The organism is Candidatus Brocadia sapporoensis (assembly GCF_001753675.2).
GTDB classification, from domain to species: domain Bacteria; phylum Planctomycetota; class Brocadiia; order Brocadiales; family Brocadiaceae; genus Brocadia; species Brocadia sapporoensis.
In genome coordinates this window covers 28,756-44,395 of the sequence record NZ_MJUW02000074.1, presented here as the reverse complement: position 1 = coordinate 44,395, position 15,640 = coordinate 28,756, and the positions used below count along the sequence as shown (strand labels likewise).

The window sequence follows — 15,640 nt, the reverse complement described above, 5'->3', positions numbered from 1 at the left end:
TCCTCCTCGGACACACCCTTGACACCAGGCTCCGTCTCCCCTGCTGCATACAATGCAGCACTCAGAAATACACCATTGAAAAGAACTATTGCATACCTCATTATCTGCCTGTGCCCCTTCTTCATTCTCCGCCCTCCTATAATAATTTTGTATTGTTATATTTGATATTTCCTTAAATGACCAAGCAAAATTATTTGTAAGTATACATACGTTTACATATATGTCAATAAGTAAATATACGTTTACATATACATGCCTTCGTAACTGCTGAGTGTATTTTTAATTGTTGCCGCTACGAACGGGCAAAACCGGACGATTCACTATGGAATACCATTTGTGATGCCTGGCAGGGAACTGGGCTACTGATGAGAAATTGTCAATGGTACTGGAAACGATTAATGACGCAGAGGTTTTAAAGAAGAGCCAGGAAATGAAACTTGCGCATCCTCTTTAATGATATCGAAGAATAACAGCATTTTTGTGTGACGTGAGAAGCTCTCGGTAAATCATAAAAAGGTTTAAAGGTTCATGACCTGATGGTAACTTAAACAGCTTGTAAGATTAAAAGGACACCGCAGAGGAATAAGCCCGTGACAGAAATCCACGACAATACTGAGGTGCAGACGTGGCTAAGTTTATGGCACCACCATTGGAATGGATATTCCTCGTAAGGTTATTGAACTGGTATACCAAGAAGGTTATGGGATGGGGTGGCTCAGTTATGAGACTGTCGTAAAAAAGTTGCCAGAAAACTCTATAGCGTTACACGCAATCGAACACCTTGACTTTAAGGGTGCCTTACAGAAAACACAAGAAAGGACGTACATATTATTATAACTGCCGGATATTAAATGCCTTGTTAAAGCCACAATCTCTTGCCAAAAAACCTGGTCTTCTGACTATTCTCTGACTGTCTTGCGTGCGCTTTGCAATCTGCCGATTGCGAAAAGGCTTCCTGATACAACAAACACACCGATACTTACAATTTGTGCAATGGTAAAAAGCCCGAAAAAAAGTGGCGTATCATCCCGGAGCAATTCTACAGAGAATCTTATAACGGGATATAATATGCCGAAAAGAAGCAATACTTCACCATCTTTTCTTCGGTACCTCAAAAACACACTTAGGATGAAGAAAAGCGCCATATCTGCGAGAAATGAGTACAACTGAGTGGGATGAACCGGGAGGCTACGGCTATCAGAAAGGGAAACCAATCCGAGTTCATACTGATGAACGAAAGCAGGGCTGCCATCCACCATACCTGTTTTATCCACTGTTTTTGGAAATTGAACCGCCCAAGGGATATGAGCCGCCACCTTTCCGAAGCAGCATCCATTCAGAAAACATCCGATACGACCGAAACCGAGTCCCAGTGCCGCTGATGGTATAAGAATATCCGTGACCTTAAGGAAAGGCAGGTGCTGCTTTCTCGTGTATACAAACAGGGTAACGATGGCGGCAAAAAGACCGCCATAATAAACCAAGCCTCCCTCATAGATTTTAAAGATACCGAAAAAATTGTATTTATATTCCTTGTAGTACTGGATAATAAAGAAAAGCCGTGCTCCCAAAATCCCCGCACATACGAGATAGATTCCGAGATCGGCGATCTTATTTTGATCAATACCCTCTTTTTTTGCCCTCCAGCGCGCAATCGTGATAGCAACGAGAAAGGCAACCATCAGCATGAATCCATAAGAATAAATAGGAATACTTTTCTGGAGGAAAGGCAGGGGAATTTGGAGGAGTATTTTTCTCATAATGAAAGCGCTTTGATGAGTCTGTTATTCGCATCTACCAGAATAATCTTCGGTTTCCAGTCTTTTGCTTCTTTATCGTCCACGAGGCAGTAAGAAATGATGATCACCTTATCACCAGGCTGTGCCCATCGTGCTGCGGCACCGTTCAAACAAATGACACCGGAGTCGCGCTCACCTTCAATCACATAGGTCTCCACCCGTGTTCCGTTATTGATATTGAGTACCTGCACCCGTTCATAGTGTAAAATATCTACGGCATCAAGAAGCGTCTTATCTATGCTAATGCTGCCCTGATAATTCAGATCAGTTTCTGTTACCGTTGCGGCGTGTATCTTAGCTTTGCACATCTCACGTAGCATGGTTTTTCTCCGTAAACCTGATGTTATTAACTATTCAATCACATATTTTACCGTAAAGCATCGCAAAATCAATATGCACGCAGAAATTCGTGTTAAAACACCTTTACTTTTTTTTCCCATCAAGGAAAAGAATTTTTTGGAGACTGATTATCCTACTTTTCGTCCATGAGCATCATTTATTGTGCCTGTGGCGGGTAAAAACTCCTGACGCACACCTTGACCAGGTCAACAATCTCTTCGTCCGGCAGTTTGCCCTTAAAGCCAGGCATTTTCCTTTTACCATTTGCCACAGAAATAATTAACCGTGAATCAGAAACGTTATCCTGCCACTTGGGATTAGTAAAATTAGGAATTTTGAACACAAATCGTCCTACAAGGCTCCCCTTTCCGCTGGCTTTGTGACACTTCCGACACTCTCTGTCATAGACTACCCAGATACCGCCTTTTTCCGTCAAAGCTGTTTGTTTGGAATCACACCCATAGAATGACAAGAGGCATAAAATAAAAATAAATAAAACCGTGATATATGTTTTCATCATTTTCTTTTTCTCCTGGTTTCATGATTTCTCAACTGTTTCGGAACACCTGATTCGTAGTTCCGAACTAATCAATAAATTCTATGGTGAAAGTTTACCATAAAACCTCATATATGCAAGTTTCATATTCTCATATTTTAATACGTTTACATAAAATCCTTGAACAGGGCCGTGAGGGCGTATTCGCTTGACATTCATTATCTCATTTTTTATAATTCGGCAGAAGCTTAATTCTCAAGGAATTCTGAGGGTCTTGCCAAATTTTATGGAAAATTCAACCAAAGGCTCAAATACCTGTCTTATCGGTCTCCAGTGGGGGGATGAAGGGAAAGGTAAGATTGTTGATATACTCACCGAATCGTTCGACATAATCGTCAGATATCAGGGAGGCAGCAACGCCGGCCATACGGTCATCGTAGATAATGAAAAATTTGTTTTACATCTCATTCCTTCAGGCATCCTCAGAAAAAACAAATGCTGTGTCATCGGCAGCGGAGTAGCTCTGGATCCGCACCAATTACTGGAAGAAATTGATGAATTGCGGAAGAAAAATATAGAAGTAGGCAACAATCTCCGTATCAGTGAGCTGGCACATCTCGTGTTTCCCTATCATAAGAAGTTTGATGAACTGTCTGAATCTGAAAAAGGAGATGAAAAGATTGGTACCACCCGCAGGGGTATCGGGCCATGTTATACCGATAAGATGGCGCGTAATGGTATACGGGTAGCGGATCTTTACCATACGGAACATTTTAAACAAAGACTGAAAAAAGTCGTAGAGGAAAAAAATAAGATTCTCGTGCGTTTATATGATGCCGAGGCATTATCATGGAAGGATATGTATGACACCTATTGCGAATACGCGGAGCAGATACGGCCTTTCGTGTGCAATACCGTGGTCTTCATGGACGAGGCCCTTAAGGCAAAAAAAAAGATACTATTTGAAGGCGCCCAGGGCTCTCTGCTTGACGTGGATTTTGGCACCTATCCCTTTATTACCTCTTCCTCGGTGACTGCGGGAGGCGCAGCGGTTGGTACGGGGATTAGTCCCAAGCAGATCCATAAGGTTCTTGGCATCATGAAATCCTATACGACACGGGTTGGTAGTGGTCCTTTCCCTTCGGAACTGAACGACACGCTCGGTGAATATCTACGGAAAAAAGGCGGAGAATATGGCGCTACTACCGGGAGGCCAAGGCGCTGCGGATGGTTTGATACCGTGGCAGTAAAACATGCAATTATGATAAGTGGCGTGGACAGCGCAGTGCTGACAAAGCTGGATGTCCTGGACGAACAAGAAACGATAAAGATATGTGTAGGGTATAAATTTAGCGACAAAGTATATGACTTGTTTCCCGCAGATTTAGCGGTGCGCACAGAATGCCAACCAGTATACAAGGAAGTGCCTGGCTGGCAGAAAGATACTTCAAAACTGCGTGACGCAAAAGATATTCCGCCTCAGGCAAAAAATTATATAAACACCCTTGAAAAGATTCTGGGTATTCGGGTAGAAATGCTTTCTGTTGGTCCGGACCGGGGCCAGGTTGTGAATCTTATATGAGCGAAAATGGGCAGACGCCCTCCCACATTGCAATTATTATGGATGGCAACGGGCGATGGGCCAGAAAAAGGGGATGGGCAAGGATTCGCGGACATAAGGAAGGTGTGGAGTCTGTCCGGGAGATAACGCGTGAATGTGCAAAAAGACACGTAAAGCAACTTACGCTGTATGCATTTTCCCAGGAAAATTGGAAAAGGCCTCAACGGGAGGTAAATTTGTTGATGAAGCTTTTGAAGGATTTTCTTATCAAGGAGCGAGATGAGATTGAAGAAAATAATATCCGCTTAACGGCTATTGGCAGAATAAGCGGTCTTCCAGAAGATGTGCAGAGGGAGCTCGCTATCGGTATTGAAGAAAGCAAAAACAACACCGGAATGATACTTTGTCTCGCGCTTAATTATGGAGGACGTTCTGAGATTGTGGACGCGGCTAAGAATATAGCAAGGACTATTAAAGCCGGTGAAATGGATTTAAATGAAATTTCTGAGGAGACCTTTAAAAAATTTCTTTATACGAGCGAAATGACAGACCCCGATTTGCTGATACGAACGGGAGGAGAAATGAGGGTGAGCAATTTCCTTTTGTGGGAAATATCTTATACAGAGCTTTGGGTCACTCCTATCTGCTGGCCTGATTTTCGAAAAAGGCATTTGGAGGAAGCAATTAAAGAATATGCACGCCGGGAACGGCGTTTTGGCGGGTTACGAGAGTGAATACGCTTCAGACAAGAATCACGTTTGGCGTTGTCATGTTCTCGGTGTTCTTTAGTATTACGTGGCTCGATTCCCTGTTTTGCACGGATATCGGATTTGCGGGCCTGGTCATTTTAACAGGAGGAATTGGTTTATACGAATTTTATCATATTGCGGGTAAAAACGGTTTCTCTCCGTTTCGTATATCAGGTATTATTGCAGGAATTGCGTTATTGGCGACTTATTGGTTGCCTTTGCGCAATCATGCTATTGTTGAAAATCATTTTTTCAGACAGGAATCGATGGTTATCCTCGTCTGCTGGCTTCTACTCATTCAGGCTTTTACCCGCGGTACACAAGATGCCATAAGGAATATTGCGGTAACCATATTCGGTATTTTCTATGTGGCTTTTCTCCTGAGTTTTGCCATCGCCTTGCGTAACCTTCCCCACGGACTTTCTATCGTGATTCTGGTTTTGCTTGTATCCAAGTTTGGCGATATTGGCGGTTATTTATTAGGCAGAAAGTATGGCAAACACAAACTGGCAAAGGCCATTAGTCCGAACAAAACGATCGAGGGTGCCATTTTTTCATTGATATCAAGCATCCTGATTTCTGTAATATTTAATCTTATTCCGCACATCGGGGTAATGAGCATGCCTCGGGCAGTGGTATTCGGGGCGTTGGTTGGCTTTTCTGCCATGCTAGGCGATTTGGCAGAATCGCTTCTCAAGAGAGACGCTAACGTAAAGGATTCTGGCCGACTGGTACCTGCTTTTGGTGGCGTACTGGATGTGATTGATTGTCTGTTAGTTAGCATGCCGGTTTCCTATTATTTTTTTGTATGGAGTAAGTTGGTTGAACGATGAGTCAAAGAGTTAACGTCCAAAAACATTCTGAGAGCGAAGAATATTTTCCAGTCCCCTTTCATCATCAAAACACCCTGATCCTTGAGAACGACACCGAAGCGTCCATCTTATATGGCAGTCACGACCGGCATCTCCGTCTCGTGAGAGATGCCTTCGAGGTACAACTCGTTGCCCGTCAGGGAGTATTAAAACTTGAAGGAGAAAAAGAACGGGTAAACACCAGCAGAGAAGTTTTGAACAGGTTGCTGGCAATTGTGCGCACTACGGGGAGATTGAATTTAGACGATGTAGAACAGGCCATTGTCGATGCAAAGGGTGAAACCGGTGACGAAACGGGCCAAATGATTGATGTATTTCAAAGAGGCCTTTTTATTAAACCGAAGACGGATGGACAGGCAAAATACATCGAGGCAATTAAAAAAAACGATCTCGTCTTTTGTATCGGACCAGCCGGAACGGGGAAAACCTATCTGGCTGTGGCAATGGCGCTCTCTTACCTGAAAAGTGGACGCATACGGAGGATCGTACTTGCCAGGCCGGCTGTTGAAGCAGGAGAAAAGCTCGGATATTTGCCCGGTGATATTAAAGCCAAGGTGAATCCGTACCTGCGCCCTCTCTACGATGCCATAGCGGATATGATGGATGTCGGGCATGTAAAAAAGTATCTGGAAAGTGACCTCATAGAGATCTTACCGCTTGCCTATATGCGGGGAAGAACGCTCAACGATGCGTTCATCATTCTGGATGAGGCGCAAAATTGTACCGTAAAGCAGATGAAAACCTTCTTAACGAGACTGGGTGTCAAATCAAAAGTGGTGGTAACAGGAGACATCACTCAGGTTGATTTGCCGGGTGGAGAGTTGTCGGGTTTAATTGACGTACAGGAAAGGCTCATGAATGTTAAGAATGTTTCTTTTATATACCTGACGAAGGCAGACATTATCAGACACAAACTGGTTCAGGATATAGTCGATGCCTACGAGTTATAATGTATATAAATCTTAAAATATTCCCGGTTTGCTTCTCGTTTGCAGATGAAACCCCAGAGGATTTAACACCCTGAATTTTTCTGCAACCCTCGTAATTTTCTGGCTGTCTTTAAAAGATTCTTGTGAAATTAGAAATTATCAATCTCCAAAAACATTATCCCATCGAAAAAAATAAGATAAAAACACTGGTTCGTAAGGTATTAAAACTTGAGAAGACGGATGCCGAACTTAATCTTGTTTTTGTCGACAATAAATACATAAAAGAAATCAACAAAACGTTTCTGAGGCATAATTATGCCACCGATGTGCTGAGTTTTGCATATCATGAACATCCCCGCAAAAATACCGTCACCGGAGAAATCCTCATTTCTGTAGAAATGGCGGTTCTGCAAGCTCACCAATATGGGTGTACGGTCGAAGGAGAAATTGCCCTTTATCTGGTACACGGATTACTTCATTTGTTGGGATATGACGACAGAAAAAAAGATGATGCAAAAAAAATGCACCAAAGGGAAGACGACGTGCTGGCAAAGTTTGGCTATTGTGTTCCTATTCCTACGTAATGAACATGTATTTATATTAATATGCCTGTCTTCAAAACAGCAGCAATTGCACTAGGAAGGACAGATTACAGTGATTCAAGTCAAATCATTACTTTTTACACCCGTGATTACGGGAAAGTCCGTGTCCTCGCAAAAGGATTTAAGCGTTCGTCGGGGAGGCACAGTTCCAAGGCAATAGACTTTTTATCACATTATCAAATATTCTTTATTAAGAAAGAACATACGTCACTTCACACTCTTACCGAAGCTGTGCTGCAGAATCATTATCCACCGCTTCGAAACGATTTGGATAAATATTACAGGGCATCCTGTGTGGCGGAACTAATTAATGAATTTACTATGGAAAATGACCCCAGCGAAGAACTATTTGATATCACGACCGAAACTTTATTTGGGATATCAATGGATCAGGATGCTACCGTTCGTTCCTTGGTTTTTGAAATAAAGCTATTAAAGATTTTGGGGTATTTGCCCGAATGGAAATGTTGCGTACAATGTAAAAACCGTATCCGGCAGACAACCATGGTGCGTTTCAGCGTAAAAGAAGGGGGAGCGCTGTGTAAAGAATGCCAAATGAAATTTCCCCACGGAATGCTCGTTACTCCCGGTGCTGTGCTCATTGCCGGGAAATTAGCAGAGAACAACTTTCAACGACTAGATCGTATCCGGCTGCATCTGTCTATTTATGTTGAAATAGAAAAGATGCTGAGATATTATATTGCATCCTTATTAAACAAGGAGCTTAATTCCTGGAAATATATTAAGGTTTAACCAAATATTTCCTGAAAATTTACCAAACCAAAATACAACGAAATGTACAGTCCAGATAGTTTGTTCCCTGCAATTGCTGATTACAAGAGACTTCGTCGTGAACTCAGACGAACAGTTAGCGTTGCTGTTTTTGTCAAATTGCTAAAATAATTTTTACGAGTGTCTCTTATGATACCATTAAAATATGTACTTCTTTTGATGTGTGGTCTGTTTTGTCTGGCAGTTACCCCCGCATACGGGAAATGGATATGGAGCAGGGAAACGGGTTGGATGGAGTCTCCCTCTACTGCAATCACGTCACTGGAGCAACGTTACAAATATGCACTTTCTCTCCTTGTGGAACAAAAATATACGGTTGCAATAAAGGAATTTGAATCGATCATCCGTGATGCAGCCCAATCTGAATATGCAGAAGTTTCTCAAATAAATATTGGCCGGGCATATTATCTCAATAATGATTTTAAGCAGGCACTAAAAACGTATGAAAAGGTCTTGGAAAAATATCCCGGTACAAAAAGGACTGAAGAGATACTGGAACGAGAATATCAAGTGGGGATTGCTCAAATGGAGACCAATGAGGAAGGGGCTATCAGCGCCTTCGAAAAGATTATAGAAAAGCATCCATTAGGACCTGTTGCTTCTGATGCACAGGTAAAAATAGCTGATTGTTACTTTAAACTTGGTCAATATGAAGAAGCGCTTGACGCGTATGAGAAGTTTTTGGAAAATTATCCGAAGAGTGAGTGGGTCTCTTATGTACAGTATCAGATACCACTTTCAAAAGTCTATCACGAAAAGCAGCAAGAACGCAATTATGGTCTTCTGGTCTCTGCCCGTGAGGGGTTTGAAGAATATTTAGTCTCAAATCCCCGTGGTATGCATATAGAGGATGCAAAGAAAATGATTCAGGAAATAAGGATTATAGAGGCAGAAAGAGAGTATAATATCGGAGAGTTTTATCTAAGAAAAAAGAAACCCGTGTCGGCGGCCATGTACTTTGAGTATGTTAAAACTGATTTTCCGGACACGATATGGGCGGAGAGAGCTAATGAAAAAATTGAATTCCTGAGGATGATTGAAGCAATAAAATAAACGTGGCCAATAAGACTCATACCACTACTGAACCCTTACTCCGAATTCCTGGAATATAAGACGTTATGTTGAAATATCGATATTTTATGCAGCATAGCCGCAATCCAATGATCCCATCCCAAACCCACTCTGCAAAAAAAGAGATGGGAATTATGAATACCCTTGCTCTTACCCCTTCTCTGCAATGCGAAAAAACAGGAGGGGAAAAAAACACTTTTCGAAAAAAGTTGTTTTTGCAAGGAGATACCATTACATATTTTGTCTACTTCACGGTGATGGTGTTCTTGGTTATGATGACTGCGAGTTGTGGTTACTCTTCAAAATCATTAATTCGTTCCAACGTGCGGAGTATCTACATCCCGATTTTTGACAATAATACCTTTCGCAGAGGGTATGAGTTTGATCTGACCAAGGCCGTTCGTGATCAAATCTTAATGAGAACACGTCTTCACCTTGTGGATAAAGACGAGGCGGATTCCATTCTGTTCGGGAAGATTGCTAGTTTTGATGAGAATGTTTTGATTGTAAACTCACATGATAATATCGTTGAGAGCCGGACATCAGTTAGAATAGAAATCCGTTGGGTAGACAAAAGAACGGGAAGGGTCATCGTTGAACGAAAAAACATCGCGAAACCTGCAGAGTTTATAACACTAAGGAACGAAACGCTTACTTCTTCCAAAAATGAAGCTCTCGTAAACGTTGCCCGGAGCATCGTGGATACCATGGAAGAGGACTGGTAATCACGTGGATGGAAAATTATGATAATGAACTCTCCTTTTCACGAATATTCCAAAACGATTGAATGTGCTGGAGATAATTTTAAAAGATCGTGTTATGAGGTGCCGTATCCGCATGGCACTTTGCATCTTGGTATAAAAACCTGTGTCATGGGGATTCTGAATGTAACCCCGGATTCTTTTTATGACGGTAAGCGATACGATATTCATGAAAATGCCGTAGAGCATGCAATAAAAATGGTGAAAGACGGAGCAGAGATAATTGATATTGGCGGTGAATCCACTAGGCCTGGCGCTTTTCCGATAATGGAAACAGAAGAAATAAAGAGAGTAATTCCTGTTATAAAATTTTTATCAAAACAGTTAAAGACTCCTATTTCCATTGATACCTATAAGGCAAAGGTTGCTGAAAGGGCAATTGATGCCGGGGCATCGATAATAAATGACGTCAGTGGATTGCGTAGGGATGAAAAAATGGCACAGGTTGCCGCAGAGGCGAACGTACCAGTTATCCTTATGCATAAAAAAGGCACTTCAAGGACAATGCAGAAATATCCACTCCGGAAAAATGCATGTGCGGAAATAATGGCTTATTTAAAAAAATCAATTGCTATAGCAACCGGCGCAGGAATAGAGGGAAAAAGAATTATTTTGGATCCCGGCATTGGGTTTGGAAAGACGGTGCAACAGAATCTGGAAATCCTGAGAAGGTTAGGAGAGTTCAAAAGCCTGGATTTTCCTTTGATGGTTGGCACCTCCCGGAAAAAATTTATTGGCACCATTTTAGATCTCCCCGTTCAGGAACGTTTGTATGGAACGCTTGCAACGCTTGCCGTTGCCGTCATGAACGGCGCACATATAGTGCGGGTTCACGATGTGCGCGAAGCGGCTCAGGTAGTGACTCTGTGTGATGCAATCAGGAATAGTTAATGCTTGAAAGCATATTTGGAATATTCGAAAATATCAATGGCTGGATGATAGGAAGGTCTCTGGGTGAGATATTTCTTATCTACATGGTAGTCTATGTCGTACTCAGAATTATGCAGGGTACCAGTGGGACCAGCATTTTACGGGGTTTGGCATTTATCATTGTTTTGATAACCATTGGCGTACTGTTCTTTGTACGAAAACTGCAGCTCTTTACCATCGATTGGCTGATAACCGAGTTTGTCCCGGTTTTCATCATCCCGATCATTATTCTCTTTCAGCCAGAATTCCGGCGTGCCTTGTTACGACTCGGGCAAAACCCCGTTTTCAGCATGTTTTTAAAGTCTGACCAACAGGAAATGACCTATGAAATTATTCAGGCAGTAGAATATTTATCCAAAAATAAAATCGGTGCATTAATTGCCATTGAGAGAGATGTTGGACTCGGTAATTTTGTAGAAACAGGAACAAAATTGCATGCAGACGTATCACATGATCTAATTAATACCATTTTCTGGCCTGGTTCTCCCCTGCATGACGGTGCTGTCATTATTCAGGAACAAAAGATCAGTGCAGCCGGGTGTTTACTCCCACTTACAGACAAAACAGAATTGTCAAGAAATCTTGGTACCCGCCACAGGGCTGGTATTGGCCTTACCGAGGAAACTGATGCCATCGTTATTATTGTATCCGAAGAGACAGGTACAATATCGACTGGTTTTAAGGGGATATTAAATCAGGGAATTGACGAAAAAGGACTGAAAAAAATTCTCGATGAACTGTTTACTGAAAGATTTAGCGTTGCGAAGAGTGCCCGTGCACGATGAAGAAAATATTTACAGAGAACATTCCTACGAAACTTATGGCGCTGGTTATGGCTGTTGCCCTTTGGTTGTATGCCATTAATCGACATACGGGAGATTTAACCACAACCGTAAGCCTGACGGTTTCCGTTCCCGAGGGTATTACCGTCGTTGAGCAAAGCACAAGTAAGATTACCATACATTTACAAGGCCCGCAAAATGTGATTGATACGGTTGACAATATGATAAAAGATCGAAAAATTTCTGCAAGATATGTCATAAAGGAATCTCCTGATGGAATAGAAGATCAGTTGAAACAGAGTATTTTTATTAAGAAAGAACACCTGGATTTGCCACCTGCTGTTAAACTGATTTCTGTTTATCCCGATAAAATCGACGTTGTGTTGGGTAAATTGCAAAAGAAAAAGTTAAAAGTCGTCTTGCAAAAAAAGGGGGAACCCGCTGTTGGATACAACATAGTAAATGAATTCATATTTCCAGGTGAAGTGGAGGTTACAGGACCTCTCAGCGCATTAAAAGAAGCCTCTTCCATCAATACGGTTTCCGTAGATATCGGTGGAATTTCCGGAGAGCAAAACCGTACGTTTCCATGGAGAATCGAAATAGACCAGAAGGTGACGATCAATCGTGGAGACAAAACTATTTCGGTGCCGGTTGTATGCAAAGAGGATGTACGGATCTGGTTACAAATCATGGAGCAACAGGATACAAGACTATTCGTGAAAATGAGGGTAAAAGTCATAGGTCCTGCAGAGTACCCTTATGTGATTAAACTGCAGGATGAGTTTGCAGATGTAAAGGTGAAAGGCCCGAAGCTCTTGCTGGATAAGTTAAATACCGAGGATGTTATTTTATACATCGATGTTTCTTCCTTAAAACCACCTGGGCCATATAAACAACCGATAAAATGTATTTTGCCGAAAAATATTGAACTTGTGGATAAATTGCCTGAAGTCCATCTGGACATTCGGGAAACCCTTCATTCTGTGGAGGCGCGATGATAAAGTTAGGGGTAAATATCGATCATGTTGCAACCCTGCGCCAGGCGAGAAAGACATTTGAACCCGATCCAATAACGGCTGCCTCCCTTGCTGTCCTTGGCGGTGCCGATATCATTACCGTTCATCTGAGAGAAGACCGGAGACATATTCAGGATCGGGATGTGAGATTGCTGAGGGAAACCGTATGTACCAAGTTAAATCTCGAGATGTCAACTGCGCCAGAGATAGTTGATATTGCCTTAAAAACAAAACCAGAGCAGATAACTCTTGTGCCAGAAAAAAGGCAGGAGATTACGACAGAGGGTGGTCTGGACATTGTAACGCAAAAAAAGACAATCATGCATGTCGTAAAAAGATTTCAGGACGCTGGCATCCTGGTCAGTCTTTTCATCGACGCGGAAGAGGATCAGATAGAGGCGGCAAGGGATGTTGGTGCCCAGTTCATCGAATTGCATACGGGAAATTATGCAAATGCAAAAGATGTGACCGACAGAAATACCATGATTGAGAAACTACAGAACGGTGTAAAGATTGCTAATAAATTGGGAGTGCGGGCAAATGCAGGACACGGGTTGACTTATCAAAACGTCGGTTTGCTCGTGGAATCCCTCGATATTGAAGAATTGCACATTGGACACAGCATTGTGTCGCGAGCGGTCTTTACCGGAATCCAAAAGGCTGTTTCTGAGATGAAGGAATTGATTTACAGACATTCTTTACAAAAGCCGCAGATTATCAATTGAGAAGACGCTGACAAAATTCAATTACAACTTCAGCAGCAATCGACGAACAATAAAAACCATACACGTTTTTATTTTATATCCTCTTTCTTTTCTTCTGTATTTTTATTCAATTCATAAATCAGCGGAATTTCTCCACAATCAGGAAATTTGTGGCATTTGACGCATTCTGACCATATCTTGTGAGGGAGGGTTTCCTTCTCGACCCGATGAAATCCGCATTTCTCGAAAAATTCAGGTACATACGTGAGCACAAACATCTTTGCAATTTGCAATTTCTTTGCTTCCCGTATACAAGCCATTGCAAGTTTTTTACCAACACCTTTGCGCTGCTGGGATTCCAGCACAGCAACCGATTTTATCTCCGCAAGGTCTTTCCAGAAAATATGTAGGGCTGCACAACCAACCAGGTTATCATGATCTATAAATACAAAGAAATCCCTGATATTTTCGTACAACTCACTCAATGAACGAGGCAGCATCACGTTTTTTGCAGCGAAATCGTTTATGAGTTTGTAAATCTTTTCTACATCAGCTATTGTTGCTTTTCGTAACATATCTTAAAAGTCCGTAAAACCTCTGTTTATCATAGAGGTCACAGAGAAAACAAATGAAAAGAGAAAGATCCGTATGACAACCCCCTTGCCCCCTTTATTAAGGGGGAGTTCTTCAAGTCCCCCTTAGAAAAGGGGGATGGAGGGGGTTGTTACTCTGCATCCCTTGTGCACTCAGCGGTAAATCATCACTCTCAGGTTAAGCACAAACACAGACAAACGAAGTTTGCCCATACCACACGGAAACCAGCTTAAATAAAATGTAATTTCCTGTCAATTACATTATCCAAGTACGTTGTATTTTCGCACCCTAAAATCAACACCTAATTCTCTAGCGATTCGTTCACATTTTTCCACATCAACCCCTGGTATATCGACAAGAGAAACCTGCACATGAGGTATTACCTGCTTTGCATCCTTAATAAATTGAATAAGAGCGATATATGTCCTTTTCCCAAAAACGGGTTTACAAATATCTTCATACTTTTCAGCCGTTTCGGCATTTAAACTGATACATATGGTATCAATCAGCCCCTTTAGTTCAGGGATAATTGACCTACCATTAATCAGGTCTCCATGACCGTTAGTGTCTAACCGAATACGTTTTCCCTTCGACTTCAAAAACTGCGCAACAGCTATCAACACATCTAACCGTTCCGTAGGCTCGCCATAGCCACAAAAGACGACTTCGTCATAGCCCGCAGGGTCTCCAATGGCATCTATTACTTCTTCTGCTGTTGGTTCCTTATTCAAGCCCAGGTGATGTCCCTTAACGATAGGATAGGTTTCCCTCATGCAAAAGACACACACATTCGAACACCGATTGGTGAGGTTTATATATAATGAATTTCTGATGGCGTAAGCAATCTTTCCCTCGTGTTCTGGCTCACCGATTCCAAAGAGTTTATAAGCGTTAAAGGTGGTGATTCGTTTGATATCCTGGATGGACAGGCCGTAGATATCAGCTAACACAGGAATTATGAAAGATAGATAGGCAGGCTCGTTGCGTTCTCCCCTTTTCGGCTGCGGTGAAAGGAAAGGACAATCGGTTTCTAAAAGAAGTCTTTCAACGGGAACTGATTTAGCAACTTCTCTCAGATTATCTGCAGTAGAAAAGGTAATCGGCCCCGCAAAAGAGAGATATAGCCCCAAATCTATACATTTTTCTGCTATTTCTCTTGTTCCGCTAAAACAATGCACAACTCCCGCGAGCGCTCCATTCTTGTGTTCATCCAATATTTTTAAGCAGTCGTCACTGGCATCCCGGCAATGAATGATTACCGGCAGGTTGTGGGTTTTCGCCAGGGTTAGATGCTTGTGAAAGATGCGCTGCTGATCTTCATGCGGACTGCGATTCCGGTAATAGTCAAGTCCCGTTTCCCCTATGGCTATCACCTTCGGCTCATTTATCATGGATTCTAATGTTTGCCAGTCTTGCTCAGAGACCTTTGATGCATCATGGGGGTGGATGCCAATGCTGGCATAAATATCGTGGAACCGATTGGCCAAGGCAACGCTTTTCTCGCTCGATGCGAGGCTGGTACCCACATTAATAATATAATCAACACCGGCCTCCTTTGCACGTGACAGAACAGATTCCAGATCTGATTTGTAGTCAGGAAAATCGAGATGGGCGTGAGTGTCAATGATCATGATTTATAT

17 protein-coding genes are annotated in these 15,640 nt (G+C 42.2%); 12 read left to right on the top strand and 5 right to left on the bottom strand.

Features of this window, described 5'->3' with window-relative positions; genetic code table 11:
* Positions 1-899 precede the first annotated feature (899 nt).
* The 3 genes from lgt to BIY37_RS06615 all read right to left on the bottom strand — a co-directional run bounded on the left by lgt (position 900) and on the right by BIY37_RS06615 (position 2,658).
* The gene (gene lgt, locus BIY37_RS06625) at positions 900-1,760 is read right to left on the bottom strand and encodes a prolipoprotein diacylglyceryl transferase (protein ID WP_070067049.1); all 861 of its coding nucleotides are present in this window, start codon (positions 1,758-1,760) and stop codon (positions 900-902) included.
* Entirely contained in the window at positions 1,757-2,119 is a 363-nt protein-coding gene (gene panD / locus BIY37_RS06620) for an aspartate 1-decarboxylase (protein ID WP_070067048.1), read from the bottom strand. Before panD ends, lgt begins: the two co-directional genes overlap by 4 nt.
* 176 nt (positions 2,120-2,295) lie before the next feature.
* The gene (locus tag BIY37_RS06615) at positions 2,296-2,658 is read right to left on the bottom strand and encodes a c-type cytochrome (protein ID WP_070067047.1); all 363 of its coding nucleotides are present in this window, start codon (positions 2,656-2,658) and stop codon (positions 2,296-2,298) included.
* A gap of 262 nt (positions 2,659-2,920) precedes the next feature.
* Here BIY37_RS06615 and BIY37_RS06610 point away from each other — a divergent pair, with 262 nt between their 5' ends.
* The 12 genes from BIY37_RS06610 (at position 2,921) to BIY37_RS06555 (ending at position 13,427) form a co-directional block, all read left to right on the top strand.
* Positions 2,921-4,216 carry an adenylosuccinate synthase gene (locus BIY37_RS06610; protein ID WP_070067046.1) on the top strand — a complete coding sequence of 432 codons (1,296 nt, stop codon included), beginning with the start codon at positions 2,921-2,923 and terminating at the stop codon, positions 4,214-4,216.
* Positions 4,213-4,929 carry an isoprenyl transferase gene (locus BIY37_RS06605; protein WP_070067045.1) on the top strand — a complete coding sequence of 239 codons (717 nt, stop codon included), beginning with the start codon at positions 4,213-4,215 and terminating at the stop codon, positions 4,927-4,929. Before BIY37_RS06610 ends, BIY37_RS06605 begins: the two co-directional genes overlap by 4 nt.
* On the top strand, positions 4,926-5,777 hold the full coding sequence (locus BIY37_RS06600) for a phosphatidate cytidylyltransferase (protein ID WP_070067044.1): 852 nt from the start codon (positions 4,926-4,928) through the stop codon (positions 5,775-5,777). The genes BIY37_RS06605 and BIY37_RS06600 overlap by 4 nt, the downstream gene beginning before the upstream one ends.
* Positions 5,774-6,766, top strand: a complete 993-nt coding sequence (locus BIY37_RS06595; RefSeq protein ID WP_080324907.1) for a PhoH family protein — start codon at positions 5,774-5,776, stop codon at positions 6,764-6,766. The genes BIY37_RS06600 and BIY37_RS06595 overlap by 4 nt, the downstream gene beginning before the upstream one ends.
* Positions 6,767-6,888: 122 nt before the next feature.
* Complete coding sequence (ybeY, locus tag BIY37_RS06590) at positions 6,889-7,329, top strand: rRNA maturation RNase YbeY (protein WP_070067043.1); 441 nt, start codon at positions 6,889-6,891, stop codon at positions 7,327-7,329.
* Between the two features lie 21 nt (positions 7,330-7,350).
* Complete coding sequence (recO, locus tag BIY37_RS06585; RefSeq protein ID WP_070067042.1) at positions 7,351-8,100, top strand: DNA repair protein RecO; 750 nt, start codon at positions 7,351-7,353, stop codon at positions 8,098-8,100.
* Between the two features lie 168 nt (positions 8,101-8,268).
* Positions 8,269-9,192, top strand: coding sequence for an outer membrane protein assembly factor BamD (bamD, locus tag BIY37_RS06580; RefSeq protein ID WP_080324905.1), 924 nt, complete (start codon positions 8,269-8,271; stop codon positions 9,190-9,192).
* Positions 9,193-9,344: 152 nt separating this feature from the next.
* The gene (gene lptE, locus BIY37_RS06575) at positions 9,345-9,935 is read left to right on the top strand and encodes an LPS assembly lipoprotein LptE (protein WP_179129316.1); all 591 of its coding nucleotides are present in this window, start codon (positions 9,345-9,347) and stop codon (positions 9,933-9,935) included.
* A gap of 18 nt (positions 9,936-9,953) precedes the next feature.
* Entirely contained in the window at positions 9,954-10,862 is a 909-nt protein-coding gene (folP, locus tag BIY37_RS06570) for a dihydropteroate synthase (protein WP_201789402.1), read from the top strand.
* A complete protein-coding gene (cdaA, locus tag BIY37_RS06565; protein ID WP_080324903.1) occupies positions 10,862-11,686 on the top strand; it encodes a diadenylate cyclase CdaA in 825 nt (274 codons plus the stop codon). The genes folP and cdaA overlap by 1 nt, the downstream gene beginning before the upstream one ends.
* Positions 11,683-12,684 (top strand): CdaR family protein, encoded by a 1,002-nt coding sequence (locus BIY37_RS06560; RefSeq protein ID WP_070067039.1) that lies wholly within the window; start codon positions 11,683-11,685, stop codon positions 12,682-12,684. The genes cdaA and BIY37_RS06560 overlap by 4 nt, the downstream gene beginning before the upstream one ends.
* The gene (locus BIY37_RS06555; RefSeq protein WP_070067038.1) at positions 12,681-13,427 is read left to right on the top strand and encodes a pyridoxine 5'-phosphate synthase; all 747 of its coding nucleotides are present in this window, start codon (positions 12,681-12,683) and stop codon (positions 13,425-13,427) included. Before BIY37_RS06560 ends, BIY37_RS06555 begins: the two co-directional genes overlap by 4 nt.
* A 68-nt stretch (positions 13,428-13,495) precedes the next feature.
* Here the strand turns inward: BIY37_RS06555 and BIY37_RS06550 are convergent, their stop codons facing one another.
* Together BIY37_RS06550 and BIY37_RS06545 are read right to left on the bottom strand one after the other, a co-directional pair.
* The gene (locus BIY37_RS06550) at positions 13,496-13,981 is read right to left on the bottom strand and encodes an N-acetyltransferase (RefSeq protein WP_070067037.1); all 486 of its coding nucleotides are present in this window, start codon (positions 13,979-13,981) and stop codon (positions 13,496-13,498) included.
* Between the two features lie 279 nt (positions 13,982-14,260).
* Entirely contained in the window at positions 14,261-15,631 is a 1,371-nt protein-coding gene (locus tag BIY37_RS06545) for a TatD family hydrolase (RefSeq protein WP_070067036.1), read from the bottom strand.
* Positions 15,632-15,640: the final 9 nt, after the last annotated feature.